The organism is Saccharothrix sp. CB00851 (assembly GCF_001905065.1).
Lineage (GTDB): Bacteria > Actinomycetota > Actinomycetes > Mycobacteriales > Pseudonocardiaceae > Actinosynnema.
Genome location: NZ_LWLC01000014.1, coordinates 124,347 through 137,598, shown reverse-complemented (window position 1 = coordinate 137,598; position 13,252 = coordinate 124,347). Strand labels below are relative to the sequence as shown.

The 13,252-nt window shown below is 72.0% G+C and carries 15 protein-coding genes; 6 read left to right on the top strand and 9 right to left on the bottom strand.

Annotated elements, in window-relative coordinates; all coding sequences use genetic code 11:
• Positions 1-295 precede the first annotated feature (295 nt).
• From A6A25_RS16545 to A6A25_RS16525, 5 genes are read right to left on the bottom strand one after another with little or no spacing between them, the layout of a single operon-like run.
• The gene (locus A6A25_RS16545; protein WP_073890855.1) at positions 296-1,216 is read right to left on the bottom strand and encodes a sugar kinase; all 921 of its coding nucleotides are present in this window, start codon (positions 1,214-1,216) and stop codon (positions 296-298) included.
• Complete coding sequence (locus A6A25_RS16540; RefSeq protein ID WP_241828747.1) at positions 1,213-1,836, bottom strand: bifunctional 4-hydroxy-2-oxoglutarate aldolase/2-dehydro-3-deoxy-phosphogluconate aldolase; 624 nt, start codon at positions 1,834-1,836, stop codon at positions 1,213-1,215. Before A6A25_RS16540 ends, A6A25_RS16545 begins: the two co-directional genes overlap by 4 nt.
• A gap of 5 nt (positions 1,837-1,841) precedes the next feature.
• The gene (gene dgoD / locus A6A25_RS16535; protein ID WP_073890848.1) at positions 1,842-2,987 is read right to left on the bottom strand and encodes a galactonate dehydratase; all 1,146 of its coding nucleotides are present in this window, start codon (positions 2,985-2,987) and stop codon (positions 1,842-1,844) included.
• A gap of 29 nt (positions 2,988-3,016) precedes the next feature.
• On the bottom strand, positions 3,017-3,772 hold the full coding sequence (locus A6A25_RS16530; RefSeq protein WP_073890845.1) for an SDR family NAD(P)-dependent oxidoreductase: 756 nt from the start codon (positions 3,770-3,772) through the stop codon (positions 3,017-3,019).
• Positions 3,769-4,479 (bottom strand): FadR/GntR family transcriptional regulator, encoded by a 711-nt coding sequence (locus A6A25_RS16525; RefSeq protein ID WP_073890842.1) that lies wholly within the window; start codon positions 4,477-4,479, stop codon positions 3,769-3,771. Before A6A25_RS16525 ends, A6A25_RS16530 begins: the two co-directional genes overlap by 4 nt.
• Before the next feature lie 129 nt (positions 4,480-4,608).
• On the opposite strand from A6A25_RS16525, the gene A6A25_RS16520 reads away from it, so the two are divergent.
• The 6 genes from A6A25_RS16520 (at position 4,609) to A6A25_RS16495 (ending at position 10,697) form a co-directional block, all read left to right on the top strand.
• Positions 4,609-6,930, top strand: coding sequence for a beta-galactosidase (locus A6A25_RS16520; protein WP_073890839.1), 2,322 nt, complete (start codon positions 4,609-4,611; stop codon positions 6,928-6,930).
• Positions 6,927-7,694, top strand: a complete 768-nt coding sequence (locus A6A25_RS16515) for an ABC transporter substrate-binding protein (RefSeq protein WP_198932728.1) — start codon at positions 6,927-6,929, stop codon at positions 7,692-7,694. The genes A6A25_RS16520 and A6A25_RS16515 overlap by 4 nt, the downstream gene beginning before the upstream one ends.
• A complete protein-coding gene (locus tag A6A25_RS16510; protein WP_198932734.1) occupies positions 7,597-7,869 on the top strand; it encodes a carbohydrate ABC transporter permease in 273 nt (90 codons plus the stop codon). The genes A6A25_RS16515 and A6A25_RS16510 overlap by 98 nt, the downstream gene beginning before the upstream one ends.
• Positions 7,866-9,104: a cellulase-like family protein gene (locus A6A25_RS16505; protein WP_073890833.1), complete on the top strand. Its 1,239-nt coding sequence runs from the start codon at positions 7,866-7,868 to the stop codon at positions 9,102-9,104. Before A6A25_RS16510 ends, A6A25_RS16505 begins: the two co-directional genes overlap by 4 nt.
• A 615-nt stretch (positions 9,105-9,719) precedes the next feature.
• Positions 9,720-10,094 carry an ATP-binding protein gene (locus A6A25_RS16500; RefSeq protein WP_073890831.1) on the top strand — a complete coding sequence of 125 codons (375 nt, stop codon included), beginning with the start codon at positions 9,720-9,722 and terminating at the stop codon, positions 10,092-10,094.
• A gap of 60 nt (positions 10,095-10,154) precedes the next feature.
• Positions 10,155-10,697: an SRPBCC family protein gene (locus tag A6A25_RS16495; RefSeq protein WP_083668394.1), complete on the top strand. Its 543-nt coding sequence runs from the start codon at positions 10,155-10,157 to the stop codon at positions 10,695-10,697.
• 273 nt (positions 10,698-10,970) lie between these two features.
• Here A6A25_RS16495 and A6A25_RS16485 read toward each other — a convergent pair whose 3' ends face one another.
• The 4 genes from A6A25_RS16485 to A6A25_RS16470 all read right to left on the bottom strand — a co-directional run bounded on the left by A6A25_RS16485 (position 10,971) and on the right by A6A25_RS16470 (position 13,224).
• Complete coding sequence (locus tag A6A25_RS16485; RefSeq protein WP_143193205.1) at positions 10,971-11,159, bottom strand: hypothetical protein; 189 nt, start codon at positions 11,157-11,159, stop codon at positions 10,971-10,973.
• A 300-nt stretch (positions 11,160-11,459) separates the two neighbouring features.
• Positions 11,460-11,645, bottom strand: coding sequence for a hypothetical protein (locus tag A6A25_RS16480; protein ID WP_143193204.1), 186 nt, complete (start codon positions 11,643-11,645; stop codon positions 11,460-11,462).
• A 131-nt stretch (positions 11,646-11,776) separates the two neighbouring features.
• On the bottom strand, positions 11,777-12,790 hold the full coding sequence (locus tag A6A25_RS16475) for an SPFH domain-containing protein (protein WP_073890817.1): 1,014 nt from the start codon (positions 12,788-12,790) through the stop codon (positions 11,777-11,779).
• Complete coding sequence (locus tag A6A25_RS16470; RefSeq protein ID WP_073890814.1) at positions 12,775-13,224, bottom strand: NfeD family protein; 450 nt, start codon at positions 13,222-13,224, stop codon at positions 12,775-12,777. Before A6A25_RS16470 ends, A6A25_RS16475 begins: the two co-directional genes overlap by 16 nt.
• Positions 13,225-13,252: the final 28 nt, after the last annotated feature.

The following is a 13,252-nucleotide window of genomic DNA, read 5'->3' as shown; positions in this document are numbered from 1 at the left end:
CGCTCGGCACCGGGACGTGTGGTGAACAACAGCCACCCGGCGTGCCGTGCGCTGAAGTCGGTTGGCGAGACGAACCGCGGCCGGGCAGGATCGAGGTCTCGAAGTAGCCGTACCACCTTGATCCCCAGCGTGCCGCGGAAGGCGTTCATCGCCTCGGTCGGCACCGGTTCCCGCCGCGCCCCTGGCCGACCGCTGACACGTTGTCCCGGACCAACGCCCGAGGCATCCGATCCAGCCGGCGAGGATCGGTTCCCAGCCCTCCTCGAACAGCTCGGCCAGCCTCACCGAGCGCTGGTCAGCGCAGCGCCACCCCGTCGCCCAACGCGAGCAGCGTCAGCTCGTCCCTGCTCGGCAGTCCTTCCCAGTCACCGATGGCCATCACCGCGAACGCGCCGACCACGTTGCCCCGGGCCAGGCGCTCCTCGGGCTCCAGGTCGTCGAGCAGTCCGGACAAGTACCCGGCGGTGAACGCATCACCGGCGCCGATGGTGTCGACGGCGGTGACGCGGTGCGCGGGCGCGGTCCAGTGCCCGTCGTCGGTGCGCACCGAGGCGCCGTCCGCGCCGTGCTTGGTCACCACTTCGGCGACGCCGGCCGCCATCAGCTGTTCGGGCCCGCCGACGAGGTCGAGCTCGTCCGGCGAGCCGATCACCACATCGGCCCTGCGGGCCAAGGGCGAGAGCACGTCGGCGGCGCGGTCCGCCGACCACAGCTTGGCACGGAAGTTGACGTCGAACGACACGGTCCACCGCTGTTCACGGGCGTGGGCCAGGACGGCGTGCACGGCGTCGAGCGCGGTGGTGCTCAGGGCCGGGGTGATGCCGGTGAGGTGCAGCAGGCGTGCATCGCAGTCAGCACCCGCCGCCACGTCGTTGCGGTCCAGGCGCGACCCGGCGGACCCGGCGCGGTGGTAGACGACGCGGGTGACATCGGGAGTGCGTTGCTCGAACAGGATCAGGCCGGTGGGCGCGTCCGGGTCGCGGACGACGGCCGCGGTGTCCACGCCCTCGGCGCGCAGGGTCCGCAGGACCAGTTCGCCGGGTTCGTCGGCGCCGACCCGGCCGACCCAGCGCGCCGCGTGGCCGAGGCGGGACAGTCCGATCGCGACGGTCGCCTCGGCGCCGGCCACCGAGGTGCGGGCGTCGGCGCCGAGCCGCCAGGTGCCGCGTGCGCGCAAGGACATCATGGTCTCACCGACGAGCACCACGTCGGTCATGACACCGCCCGGAGGAAGCGGGTGGCGCGGTCGGCCAGCGCGGACAGGTCGCCCCCGTCTGGGGCGTCGCCCACCAGCGGGCTGCCGACGCCGACGGCGAGCGCGCCGGCGGCGAGGTAGCGGGCGACGTCGGCCGCGCCGACGCCGCCGACCGGCACGAACGGCACGCCGGGGAACGGGCCGCGCAGGGCGGTGAGGTAGTCGGGTCCGTGGGTCGAGGCGGGGAAGAGCTTCACGGCGGCGGCTCCGGCGCTGACGGCGGCGTGCACCTCGGTCGGTGTGAGCGCGCCGGCCAGCACGGGCAGGCCCAGTTCGACCGACGCGGTGACCCCCTCTCCCAGGGCGGGGGTGACGGTGAACGTGGCACCGGCGTCGCGGGCTCGGCGGGCGTCGTCGGCGGTCAGGACGGTGCCCGCGCCGATCCACGGTCCCGACCCGGACAGTCGTTCGAGGACGGTGAACGCGTCGCGGCTGGTGAGCGACACCTCCAGCATGGCCACGCCGTGGTCGAGCAGGGTCTTGGCGGTGTCGACGCACGCGTCGGGGTCGTTGCCGCGGATGATGGCGAGCAGTCGGTGCTCGGCCAGGGCGCCGGTGATGCTCAAGGTCGTCCTCCCCATCGGTGTCACCACTCCGCGAACGAGCCGTCGTCGTGCCGCCACAGCGGTGGTCGCCACCGGTGGCCGACGGCGTCGGCGCGCCGCACCTCGTCCTCGTCCACTTCGATGCCCAGCCCGGGGGCCTCCCACCGGCGGATGGCACCCTCGGGGAAGGCGAACGGCGTGCGGTCCACCACGTAGTCGAGCAGCTCGGCGCCTTGGTGGTAGTGGATGCCGACGCTCTGCTCCTGGATGAGGAAGTTGGGCGTGGCGAAGGCGACCTGGAGGCTCGCGGCCAGGGCGATCGGTCCGAGCGGGCAGTGCGGTGCCAGCAGCGCGTCGTGCGCCTCGGCCAGCGAGGCGATGCGGCGCACCTCGGAGATGCCGCCGGCGTGGGAGGGGTCGGGTTGGGCGACGGCGATCCCGGCGCGCAGGGCGGGCAGGAAGTCCGTGCGCGAGTAGAGGCGTTCGCCGCAGGCGATGGGCACGGGGCTGGCGTTCACGATCTCGGCGAGCCGGTCGCCGTGCTCGGGCAGGACGGGCTCCTCCACGAACAGCGGGTGCAGGGGTGCCAGTTCGGGCAGCACGCGACGGGCGGCGGCGGTGCTGAAGCGGCCGTGGAAGTCCACGGCGACGTCACGGGTGTCGCCGATGACCTCGCGGACGGCGGCCAGCCGGTCGACGACCTCGGCGATCTCGGCGCGGTTGGGCAGCCGCCCGATCCGGCCACTGGCGTTCATCTTCACCGCGGTGAGCCCGGCTTCGACCTGTGCCGCGGCGGCGTCGGCGACCTCGGTGGGCTCGTCCCCGCCGATCCAGCCGTAGACGCGGACCTGGTCGCGGACCGCGCCGCCGAGCAGTTGGTGCACGGGCACGCCCAGCGACTTGCCGAGGATGTCCCACAGCGCCTGGTCGACACCGGCGACGGCACTGGAGAGCACCGGTCCGCCCCGGTAGAAGGCGGACTTGGTCATCAGCTGCCACAGGTCCTCGATGCGGCGCGGGTCCGCGCCCAGCAGCAGGTCGGACAGTTCACCGATCGCGGCGCGCACCGTCTCGGCACGGCCCTCGACGACGGGTTCCCCCCACCCGACGACGCCCTCGTCGGTGGCGATGCGGCAGAACAGCCAGCGGGGTGGGACCAGGAAGGTCTCGACGGCGGTGATCTTCACGCGGTGCGCTTCTCTCGGGTCGGGACCGGTCAGGACGAGGTCTTGTAGACGCTCCAGCCGCCGTCGACCGGCACGCTGGCGCCGGTGACGAAGGAGGCGTCGTCGCCGACCAGGAAAGCGATGACGGCGGCGACCTCCTCGGGTCGGCCGAGGCGGCGCACGACGGTCTGCTCCGCGCTGGCGCGGCGGTCGTCCTCGCCGATGTCGTCCCAGGCCGCGGTGAGCACGGGACCGGGCAGCACGGCGTTGACCCGCACCTCGGTGCCGTACTCGGCGGCGAGTTGACGGGTCAGGCCGGTGAGCCCCGCTTTGGCGGAGGCGTAGGCGGCGCGGCCGGGCAGGCCGATCAGGGCGTGCACCGAGGAGGTCAGCACCACCGCCCCGCGCCCGTCGCGCCGCAGGTCGGGCAGGCACTCCCGGACGCCGAGGAACGCGCCGGTGAGGTTGACCGCGAGCTGCCGCTCCCACGACGCCGTGGTGGTCTCGTGCGCGGGCCGCACGTCGACGGTGTAGGCGTTGTTGACCAGCACGTCGACCGGCCCCAACCGCTCGCGGCACGTCCGGACCGCGTCGGCCCAGTCCGTCTCGGAACCGACGTCGCAGTGCAGCGCGATCACCGATCCGCCGGCGGAGGCGATGGCCGACGCCACGGCCTGCGCCTCGGGGGACACGTCCAGTAGCGCGACGGCCGCGCCGTCGCGGGCCAGGCGGTGCGCGGTGGCCTCCCCGATGCCCCGGGCGGCGCCGGTGACCACGGCGACGCGCCCGGCGAGCGGCCCGGTCACCGGCGTTCCGCGGGCGCGGCCATGGTGTCGATGTCCTCCAGTGCCTTGGCCAGCAGGTCGAGCATCGCCAGCTCGGCGCGCGGGGCGTCTCCGTCGCGCACGGCGTCGAGGACCGCTCGGTGGCTGGGCACGGGGTCGTCAACGTCGGTGTGGGCGTGCACCAGGCGGTCGCGGGCGCGCAGGCCGGGTTCCAGGAGCAGGTCCATGCGCGCGAACAGCTCGTTGCCGGTCGCGACCAGGAGCGCACGGTGAAAGGCGGCGTCGGCTTCCGCGGCGGCCGCCGCGTCGTCACCGGCCGCGGCCATGGCGTCCAAAGCGGCGTCGAGCGACGTCAGGTCGGTGTCCGTGCGGCGCAGGGCGGCGCGGTGCGCCACGGCGGGTTCGATGACGGACCGCAGGTCGGCCAGGTCGCGCAGGACGCGTTCGGCGTCACCGCCGTCGATGCGCCAGTCGATCACGTCGGCGTCCAGGAGGTTCCACGCCGAGCGGGGCCGCACGAAGGTGCCGCGCTTCTGCCTCGCGTCGACCAGGCCCTTGCCGGTCAGCACCTTCAGCGCCTCGCGCAGCACGGTGAGGCTGACGTCCAGCTCCTCCCCCAGCGCCCGGAGGTCGAGGACGTCACCGGGCGCGTAACGGCCCCCGACGATGCGCGAACCGATGTCCTGCATGACCTGGTAGTGCACCCCGCGGCCGGTGTAGCGGGCCATGTTGCTCCTCCCCAGCGGTGATTGGCGACAGCCTACCAAATCGTCATTATTTATGAATACTTCTTGACAGTCGGGTGACGGCTGCTCACGATGAACCCGCCCGCTGACACAGGAGTCCAGGAGCACCGCATGCTCTCGCTGCACGCGCACGACCCCGGCCCGGCTCGGGCGGGGCACCTGCCGATGGGCTCCGCCCCCGGCGACGCGAGGCCGGTCCGGGTGGACAGCCGGGCGTTGAGCCGGAACGGGCGACCGTGGCTGCCCGTGATGGGTGAATTCCACTTCAGCCGCTTCCCCGAGTCGCTGTGGCGGCGTGAGTTGTCACTGATGAAGGCGGGCGGCATCGACGTGGTCGCCACCTACCTGTTCTGGAACCACCACGAGGAGGTCCGCGGGCAGCGCCGCTTCGACGGCAACCGCGACGTGCGCCGCTTCGTGCAGCTGTGCGCCGAACTCGACCTGGCCGTGTCCGCGCGCATCGGTCCCTGGTCGCACGGCGAGTGCCGCAACGGAGGCTTCCCGGACTGGTTGTCCGAGGTGGACTGCACGCCGCGCACCGACGACCCGGCGTACCTGACCCTGGTGCGGCCCTACTACACCGCCATCGCCGAACAGCTGGCCGGGCTGTGGTGGGGAGACGGCGGCCCGGTCGTCGCGGTTCAGGTGGAGAACGAGCTGTACGACCAGCCCGACCACCTGGCCACCCTCCGCGCCCTGGCCGAGGAGGTGGGCATCAGCGCTCCTCTGTGGACCGCGACCGGGTGGGGCGCCGCGCAGCTGCCGCCGGACCTGTTGCTCCCCCTCTACGGCGGCTACCCCGAGGCGTTCTGGGAGGACGCCTCCGACGGGTGGGCGCGCGAGGTGCGCCGCCACTACTTCGCCACCTTGATCCGCGACGACCACGCGATCGGCGCCGACCTGCGCACGACCGCCCCCAAGGGCAGCGGGCCCGACGACACGCGCTACCCGTACGCGACGTGCGAGCTGGGCGGGGGCATGGCCATCGCCTATCACCGCCGCCCGCTGGTCCCGGCGGCCGACGTGTCCGCGCTCGCCCTGGCCAAGCTGGCGAGCGGGTCGGCGTGGCAGGGCTACTACCTCTACCACGGCTGTTCCCAGCGGCTGGACCTCGCGACCCGCAACCAGGAATCGCACGCCACCGGCTACCCCAACGACCTGCCGGTGGTGAACTACGACTTCCAGGCGCCGCTGGGCGAGTACGGGCAGGTCCGCCCGTCGTTCGCCGCGCTGCGGCTCCAGCACCTGTTCCTCCGCGACTGCGGCGCCGACCTCGCCCCGGCCGGACCGCACCTGCCCGACGAGCAGCCGCCGCACCTGGACGACCGGGGCACGTTGCGCTGGTCGGTGCGCTGGAGCGGCGGCCCGGCCTTCCTGTTCGTGAACAACCACCAGCCGCACGAGCCGCTGCCCGACCACCACGACGTGCGCTTCGAGGTGGTGCTCGGTGACCGCACCGTGCAGCTGCCCGCCCAGGGCGTGACGATCCGCTCCGGCGCGCACTTCGCGTGGCCGATCGCCTACCGCGTCGGCGAGGTGGAACTGGCCTGGGCGAGCGCCACACCGGTGGCGCGCCCGGACTGGGACGGCGTGCCGACAGCCGTGTTCGTCGCCACCGCCGGTGTCAGCCCGCAGTTCGCCTTCCCCGCCGGCACTCAGGTGTCCGGTGCTCCGATCGACGAGTCGGGCGTGGTCACCGTCGCCCGCACCGGTGTCGACGCCGTGCTCACCGCCACCACACCGGACGGCGCGAGCGCACGGCTGCTGGTGCTCGACGAGGCCAGCGGCCTGCGCTTGCAGCGCCTGGACGTGGCCGGCGTCGACACCCTCGTGCTGTGCGACGAGGCCCTGGTGGCCGACGGCGACGCGCTGTGGGCGGAGACGACGGCCGACCACCTCGACGTGTCGTTCCTCCCCGCTCCCGGGCGGGTCGTCGGTGAGCCTCACGGCGCGTTCACCCGCATCCGCCTCGAAGCGGGCGGCACGGAGCACGAACCGGCCCTGGAGGTGGTGCGCGCCGACGCGCAGTCCCCACCCGCCAGGACAGGTGGTCCCCAGCGCAGGGGCTCGGCGCCGCTGGACGAGGACTTCGGGCACGCCGCGGTGTTCCACCTCGACGTGCCGGCCGAAGCTCTGCGCGGTGACGACGAGGTCCTGCTGGCGGTCGGCTTCACCGGCGACGTGGCACGCGCGTACGTCGGCGGCCGGCTCGTGGCCGACCACTTCTGGTACGGCCCGCCGTGGGAGATCGGTCTGCGCCGGTTCGCCGACGAGGTGGCGGAGCACGGGATCGAGATCAGGGTCCTGCCGCGACCACCGGAAGCCGCGGTGTACGTCGATCCGTCGGTGCGCGCGCAGTACAAGGCCGCGCTGGACACCGCCTCGGTCGACTCGGTCCGGCTGGTGCGCCGCACGCGGGTGGAGCTGTGGTGAGCGCGCCGAGGAACCCGTTCACCAGGCGCTCCCTGCTGCGCGGCGCGCTGGGCGCCGCAACGGCGGGCGCGCTGGCCGCGTGCGGGTCGCATTCGACCGCCCCGATCACCTCCGGCGGGGTGGACCTGCGGATCTGGACTCACGACCCCGGCTACGTCACCACCTTCACCAAGGCCGCCGCCGACCCCGCCCTCACCGGCGGATCGAAGTTCGCCTTCCGGCCGCGGACCACCTCGGTCGCGCCGGGCGACATCGTCACGCGGATGATCGCCCAAGCCGTGGCCGACGGCAACACGCCGGACCTGGCAGGCCTGGTCATCGACCAGTTCCCCAGGGTCATGGGTTCGGTCATCGCGGAGAACCTGTTCGTCGACCTGACCGACACCGTCGCGCCCCTCGGCGACGACCTGCTCAAACTCGCACCCTACGCAGTGGGCGGCAAGCCCTACGGCCTGGACTCGGACAACTCGATCACCGTCCTGTACTACCGGCAGGACGTCTTCGCCGAGCACGGCGTCCCCGAGGACGTGTCGACGTGGGAGGAACTGGCCGAGCACGGCGAGCGCCTGGCCCGGGACGAGCAGATCAGCCTCGGCATGGTGTCGGTCGGCGACAACGGCGCGATCGTCAACGGCTACACCCAGATGCTGCTGCAACGCGGCGGCCGTGCTGCCGCTGCTGCGCCCGGCGCTGGGCGCGCTGGGCGTGTGGTCGTTCCTCAACAGCTACAACAGCCTGCTGTGGCCGCTCATCGTCATCAGTGAACCGGAGGACTACACGTTGCCCATGGGGATCCAGGCGCTGTTCGGCGCCACCGGGCGGCAGTACGACCTGGTGCTCGCCGGGTCCGTGCTGGCCGCCGTGCCGAGCCTGCTGGTGTTCTTCCTGCTGCGCAAGCAACTGCTGGAAGGTCTCACCGCGGGGGCGGTGAAGGCATGACCCCGGACAAGCTGGCCATCACGCTGTGGGACTTCACCTGGTACACCCGCACCGGTCCGGGCGAGCCGTTCGAGGACCTGGACACCTCCTTCGCCGAGGCGGTGGAGCGCGGCTACAACACCGTGCGGATCTGCGCCATGCCCCTGCTGCTGTTCGGCTCGGGGGTGGACACCACGCGATTGCGGCTGGGCCCGTTGGGCGGCGGGTACGGATCGCGGGTGCGTTGGTACGACGTGGGCGCGGAGACCGTCATCAACGCCCGTGCCCACCTGCTGGCGCTGTTCCGGGCGGCGCGGCGGCACGACTGCCACGTCATCCTGTCCAGCTGGGAGTACCAGCAGAGCCCGTCGTTCGCGCTGGACCGCGCCTGGTTCGACGCGGTGATGGCGATCGACCCCGAGGACCGCGCCGTGGCGCTGGCGGACGCGCTGGCCGACCTGGTGGACTTCCTCGCGTCGCACGGCCTGGACGACCGCGTGGCGTTCACCGAACTGCACAACGAGGTCCAGGCCGGACACCTCGCCGACGGGCTCGACGGCGACCCCGTGGTCGCGCTGCGACCTCGATTGGAACGCGGGATCGCGCGGTTCAAGCAGCGCCACCCCGCCCGGCTCGTCACCGTGAACTACGCGCGGGTCCCGGTCGGCTCGATGCGCGGCATCCCCCGCGACGTGGACGTCGCGGTGTTCCTCCCCTACGTCTACGGCGTACTGGACGAACTGCTCGACGAGTTCGCCCTGCGCGACCCGTCCCGCCCGTTCCCGCAGGATCGCGCGCACCGGGAACTGCTGCGCCCCGGCGCTCCCGACTTCGACGACTGGCTACCGCCACCGGACCAGCGGTGGCGACTGGAGGCGACGATCGTCGGACGGCGCGAGGTGTACGTGCACGACTGGTGCGACCCGGCCAAGTGGGACGCCTGGCTCTACGACCGCTACGCCACCCACCGCACCGCCATGCACCAGCAGCTCACCACCTGGATCGACGCCGCCGCCGACTGGGCCGCCGAAACCCGCGTCCCCCTGGTCTTCGGCGAGGGTTGGATCGGCTACACCCCGCTGCACGGCACCTTCGAGGAAGGACCTGTCGGCGCGGCCTTCTGCCGCACCGCCGCCACCGAAGCCGCACGCGTCGGGGTGTGGGGCTCGGTCGTGTGCTCCAACGCCGCCCCGCACCACCCCATGTGGCAGGACATCACGCTCCAGCGCGAGTGCAACGCCCTGCTCAGCGACTGACTCACCGCTCCGAACCTAGAGATACGCAACTATCCGATGCTGCGCACACACCACCGCGCTGACCCCGCGTCGATCGCGCTCTCAGCGCCCAACAGCTGACCCGGGTCGTCGACGACTCGTGAACCCGCCCGTGCCTCTGGCGGTGCGGCTCGTCGGCCTCACGTCGCACACGAATCACAACGGTGTGGGCCGATCGCCCGATCCCGGCCCGCCCAACCTTTCACGAGCGCTCGGGACCAGAGCACGATCCAACTCTCGCCACTGCCGTTGTCGAACTGACGACCGCAATCGTCGCAGATGAGCAGAAGTGCGACGACGGGGTCACCCTCAAGGGGAATGGCGGTCACGATACCGGCGGTCGACTTCCTCATCGGGGATGACAGTGGGAGCGAGGTGTCGGCCGCGTCACTGCGGCCGACACCCGTTTCGCACCCTCATCGTCTCGCGGACTCCCCACCACTGTCCCCGACAAGGCCGTTGATCGACCTTGCGTTCACCTTGCGATGAGGTGCGGGAGCGGTGGGCGGCCACACCCCGGGACAACCGGCCGGTTCACTTCGCGATCGCAAGGTTGTCGTCAGGTGCCGAGTCCGAGCGGAGTGCGAGCATCGTCGGGTGGAGGTCGGTGACGGCGCGGTGGTCCTGGTGATCCGGGACGACGAGTCGATCTCGTCGGTGGGAGTGGCCCGGTGGATCGAGGAGCGCCTGGAAGGCTGGCCACCGGAAGACGTCGTGCTCGTGGGCGTGGTCGCCGGGGAACTGTTCGACAACGCGGTCGCCCACGGCTTGGCTCCATACGTCCTGGAACTCGACCTCGACGAGTTCGGCGAAGCGATGATGGTGACCGTGCGCGACCGCGCATGCAGGCGAGCTTGGCCGTGGCGACCCTCGGCCGGTCTGCTGCTGGTCGACGCACTGTCCAGCCGGTGGGGAGTGCTCTCCCACGACGGCACCACCACCGTGTACGCCAAGTTGGACTTCGAGGGTTGACGCCACGACCGACGATCGTCACCAATCCGTCAGGTCAACCCGCGGGCACGGCGGCAGAGGATGGGGGAACCGGACGAGAGGACCCCGATGATCGCTGACCAGTCGGCACCCCAAGGTGACCCGGGCACGGGGATTCGCGTCCCCGCTCGCACCGCACGGACGAAGACCATGCCCGCCGACGCCGACGTGGTGTTCGACGTCATCACCGACGTGGAGCACCTGTCCGCCTGGCTGCCGCCCGGTGTCGAGATCGAGCTGTACGGACCGGGCCTGCTGCGCCTGTGGCCCTTGCGCGGCTTCCGCGACGAGCCCTGTGAGCGGCAGGTGCGCATCGACTGGGACGGCCTGCGGGTGTGCTGGGGCGAGAACACGGCGACGACCTACACCGGCAACCTGCGGGTGCTGCGCCTCGCACCAGGGCGCAGCGCCGTCTCCGTGGAACTCACGGGTCCCGCGGAGTTGCCCGTGCCGCTGCTGGACGACTGGTTGGAGCGGGCGCTCGACGCACTGGCCACCGTGGTCCGCGCGAAACAACCGACCGCGCCGTGGACGGCGGAATCCCTTGGCAACGCAGGCGTGGCCACGGCGATCACGCCGGGGTGAGGACCGGCTGCGCCATCGGGTCAACGACATGTCGACCGCGCGATGTCGGTGTCATCGCCGGTGAGCCGGCACGGACCTCGGGCGAGGTCGCGTCCACCGGACCGCGGGTTCAGCGGACGTCCGGGTCGGAGCAGCCGACCGGTTCCGCGCCCGCAGCCGCGACGGGAACGGCGACGGTCAGCTCACCGGCCTATCCACGAGGAGGAGACGCGGGACGACGACCACGACGGCATCCCGGACGTGCACCAACGCACTGTTGTCGACTGACACTTGTCAGTCGACAACACCATGATCCATGGTCGGCGCAGGGGCCCCGGTCCGGGTCGCTCGCGCGGCGGCGAGGACCGGGCCGAGGGTGAACACCAGCGTCAGGCGACGGCCGCGACCGCCGACGAGGACCTCACCGGTGCGGAACTCCGGCGGGATCGCATGATTGACCGGGCGGGTGGTCACCACGGTCACGGCACGCTCCGACGGGTCCGCGGGGAACTCGATGCGGTGCAGCCGCTTGCCCCGGGCCTGGACCACCTCGGCGCCAGCCGTGGCGACGCACGGCACGGGCCCGGCGCCCCCACCTGACCGACCCGATCACCCCGGGAGGCAGCAGCACCAGTGACACCACCAAGGCGCCGATGGTCAGCATGGACGGCAGGTAGGGGTCGTTGGCCACCCCGGGCGCGGCGATGCGCTCCGGGTCCTGCCGGTCGTGGAACACGGTGATCGGGTCTCCCACGTCGAACACCGGGCTGGTGTCGTCGAGGTTCATCCAGCGGGTCCGCTCGACACCGTCGACGGCGTAGCGCACCTCGATCGAACCGGCCGCGCCGCGAGCGTCGCCACCGCGTCCGACACGGTGTACTGGGCGGGCCGCGTCAGGTCGTCCTGGCCGCGCACGAGCACCGTGGTCCACCGCAACCGCCGCACGATCCGGATCGTGGCTTCGATCAAGTCCCCCACCCCCCGTCCGGGCACCCCGCCGTTCCGGACATCGGACGAGCACACCGGAGCACGCCTCGGTCGGCAGTGCTCCGGTGCGGCGATCGGTCCCTCGAGGAGACCGCCCCGTGGTCGGGGGTGGGTCAGGCGGGCGCGGTGACCCGGCCGGCTGTCTCGGCGTCCGCGGCCGCCTCAGCCGCAGCCTCCGCGGCCCGGTTCGCGTCGTCGGCCGCCCGAGCGGCGGCATCATCGCTGGTAGCCGCAGGCCCGGTGGCCGGGATCTTCGGCAGGGCCTCGGTGAAGGCGCGGGAGACCCCTTGCAGCGCGGAGGTCACCTCGCTGGGGATGACCCAGAACGTGTTGCCCGGTCCCTGCGCCAGCTGCGGCAGCATCTGCAGGTACTGGTAGGCCAACAGTTTCGGGTCGGGATCGTTGCGGTGCACGGCCTGGAACACCTGGTCGATGGCCCGGGACTGACCCTCGGCCTTGAGGATCTCCGCGGCCCGCTCACCCTCGGCCCGCAGCACGGCCGCCTGCTTGTCACCCTCGGCGGTCAGGATCTGCGACTGCCGCTGACCCTCGGCGGTCAGGATGGCGGCGCGCTTGTCCCGCTCGGCGCGCATCTGCTTCTCCATCGCGTCCTTGATGGTGCGCGGTGGGTCGATGGCCTTGATCTCCACCCGGTTCACGCGCAGACCCCACTTGCCGGTGGCGTCGTCGAGCACGCCGCGCAGCTGGCTGTTGATCGTGTCGCGGGAGGTCAGCGTGCGTTCCAGGTCCATCGAGCCGACCACGTTGCGCAACGTGGTGACCGTCAACTGCTCCACGGCCTGCAGGTAGCTGGCGATCTCGTAGAACGCCGCACGCGGGTCGGTGACCTGGAAGTACAGCACCGTGTCGATCTCCACCACCAGGTTGTCCTCGGTGATGACCGGCTGCGGCTGGAACGACACCACCTGCTCGCGCAGGTCGATCGCCGGGTGCACCCGGTCGATGAACGGGATCACCACGTTCAGCCCCGGTTGCAGCGTGCGCTGGAACCGGCCCAGCCGCTCCACGTTGCGGGCACGCGCCTGCGGCACGATCCGCACCGCGCTCAACACCACCAGCACCACCAGCAGCGCGATGACCACGGCGACGATCACTGAAGCTTCCACGAGCCACTCCCCGGGTAGACGAACGCGGTGCTGCCGCTGATCCGCAGGACCTCCACGGTGGCGCCCTCGGGGATCGCGAGGCTGTCGTCGAACGGGCGTGCCGTCCACTCCTCCCCCGCGATCCGCACCCGGCCGTCGTGCCGCGTCACCTCACGCAGCACGTAACCGGACTCCCCCACCAGCGCCTCCACCCCGAACCGCGCGGCTTGCGGCTTGCGCAGGTGGTCGCGGGCCAGCGGGCGGACCAGCAGCAACCCCAGGACCGAAACGACGGCGAACACCGCGAACTGCGCCGGCAACGGCAACCCGACACCGGCGGCACCGGCGGTGAGCAGCGCGGACCCACCCAGGATGCCCAGTGCGGTGGTGAGAGTGAAAACCTCGACCGTTCCCAGCAACAAGCCGAGCAACAGCCAGACCAGCCAAGCGTCCATGGAGTGCTCCGTCCCCGGCCGCCAACGC

Coding starts and splice junctions, on each gene's coding strand:
- A6A25_RS16545 (WP_073890855.1), bottom strand. CDS start 1,216: ATGACCGACGTGGTGCTCGTCGGTGAGACCATGATGTCCTTGCGCGCA.
- A6A25_RS16540 (WP_241828747.1), bottom strand. CDS start 1,836: ATGGGGAGGACGACCTTGAGCATCACCGGCGCCCTGGCCGAGCACCGA.
- A6A25_RS16525 (WP_073890842.1), bottom strand. CDS start 4,479: ATGGCCCGCTACACCGGCCGCGGGGTGCACTACCAGGTCATGCAGGAC.
- A6A25_RS16520 (WP_073890839.1), top strand. CDS start 4,609: ATGCTCTCGCTGCACGCGCACGACCCCGGCCCGGCTCGGGCGGGGCAC.
- A6A25_RS16505 (WP_073890833.1), top strand. CDS start 7,866: ATGACCCCGGACAAGCTGGCCATCACGCTGTGGGACTTCACCTGGTAC.
- A6A25_RS16495 (WP_083668394.1), top strand. CDS start 10,155: ATGGGGGAACCGGACGAGAGGACCCCGATGATCGCTGACCAGTCGGCA.
- A6A25_RS16470 (WP_073890814.1), bottom strand. CDS start 13,224: ATGGACGCTTGGCTGGTCTGGCTGTTGCTCGGCTTGTTGCTGGGAACG.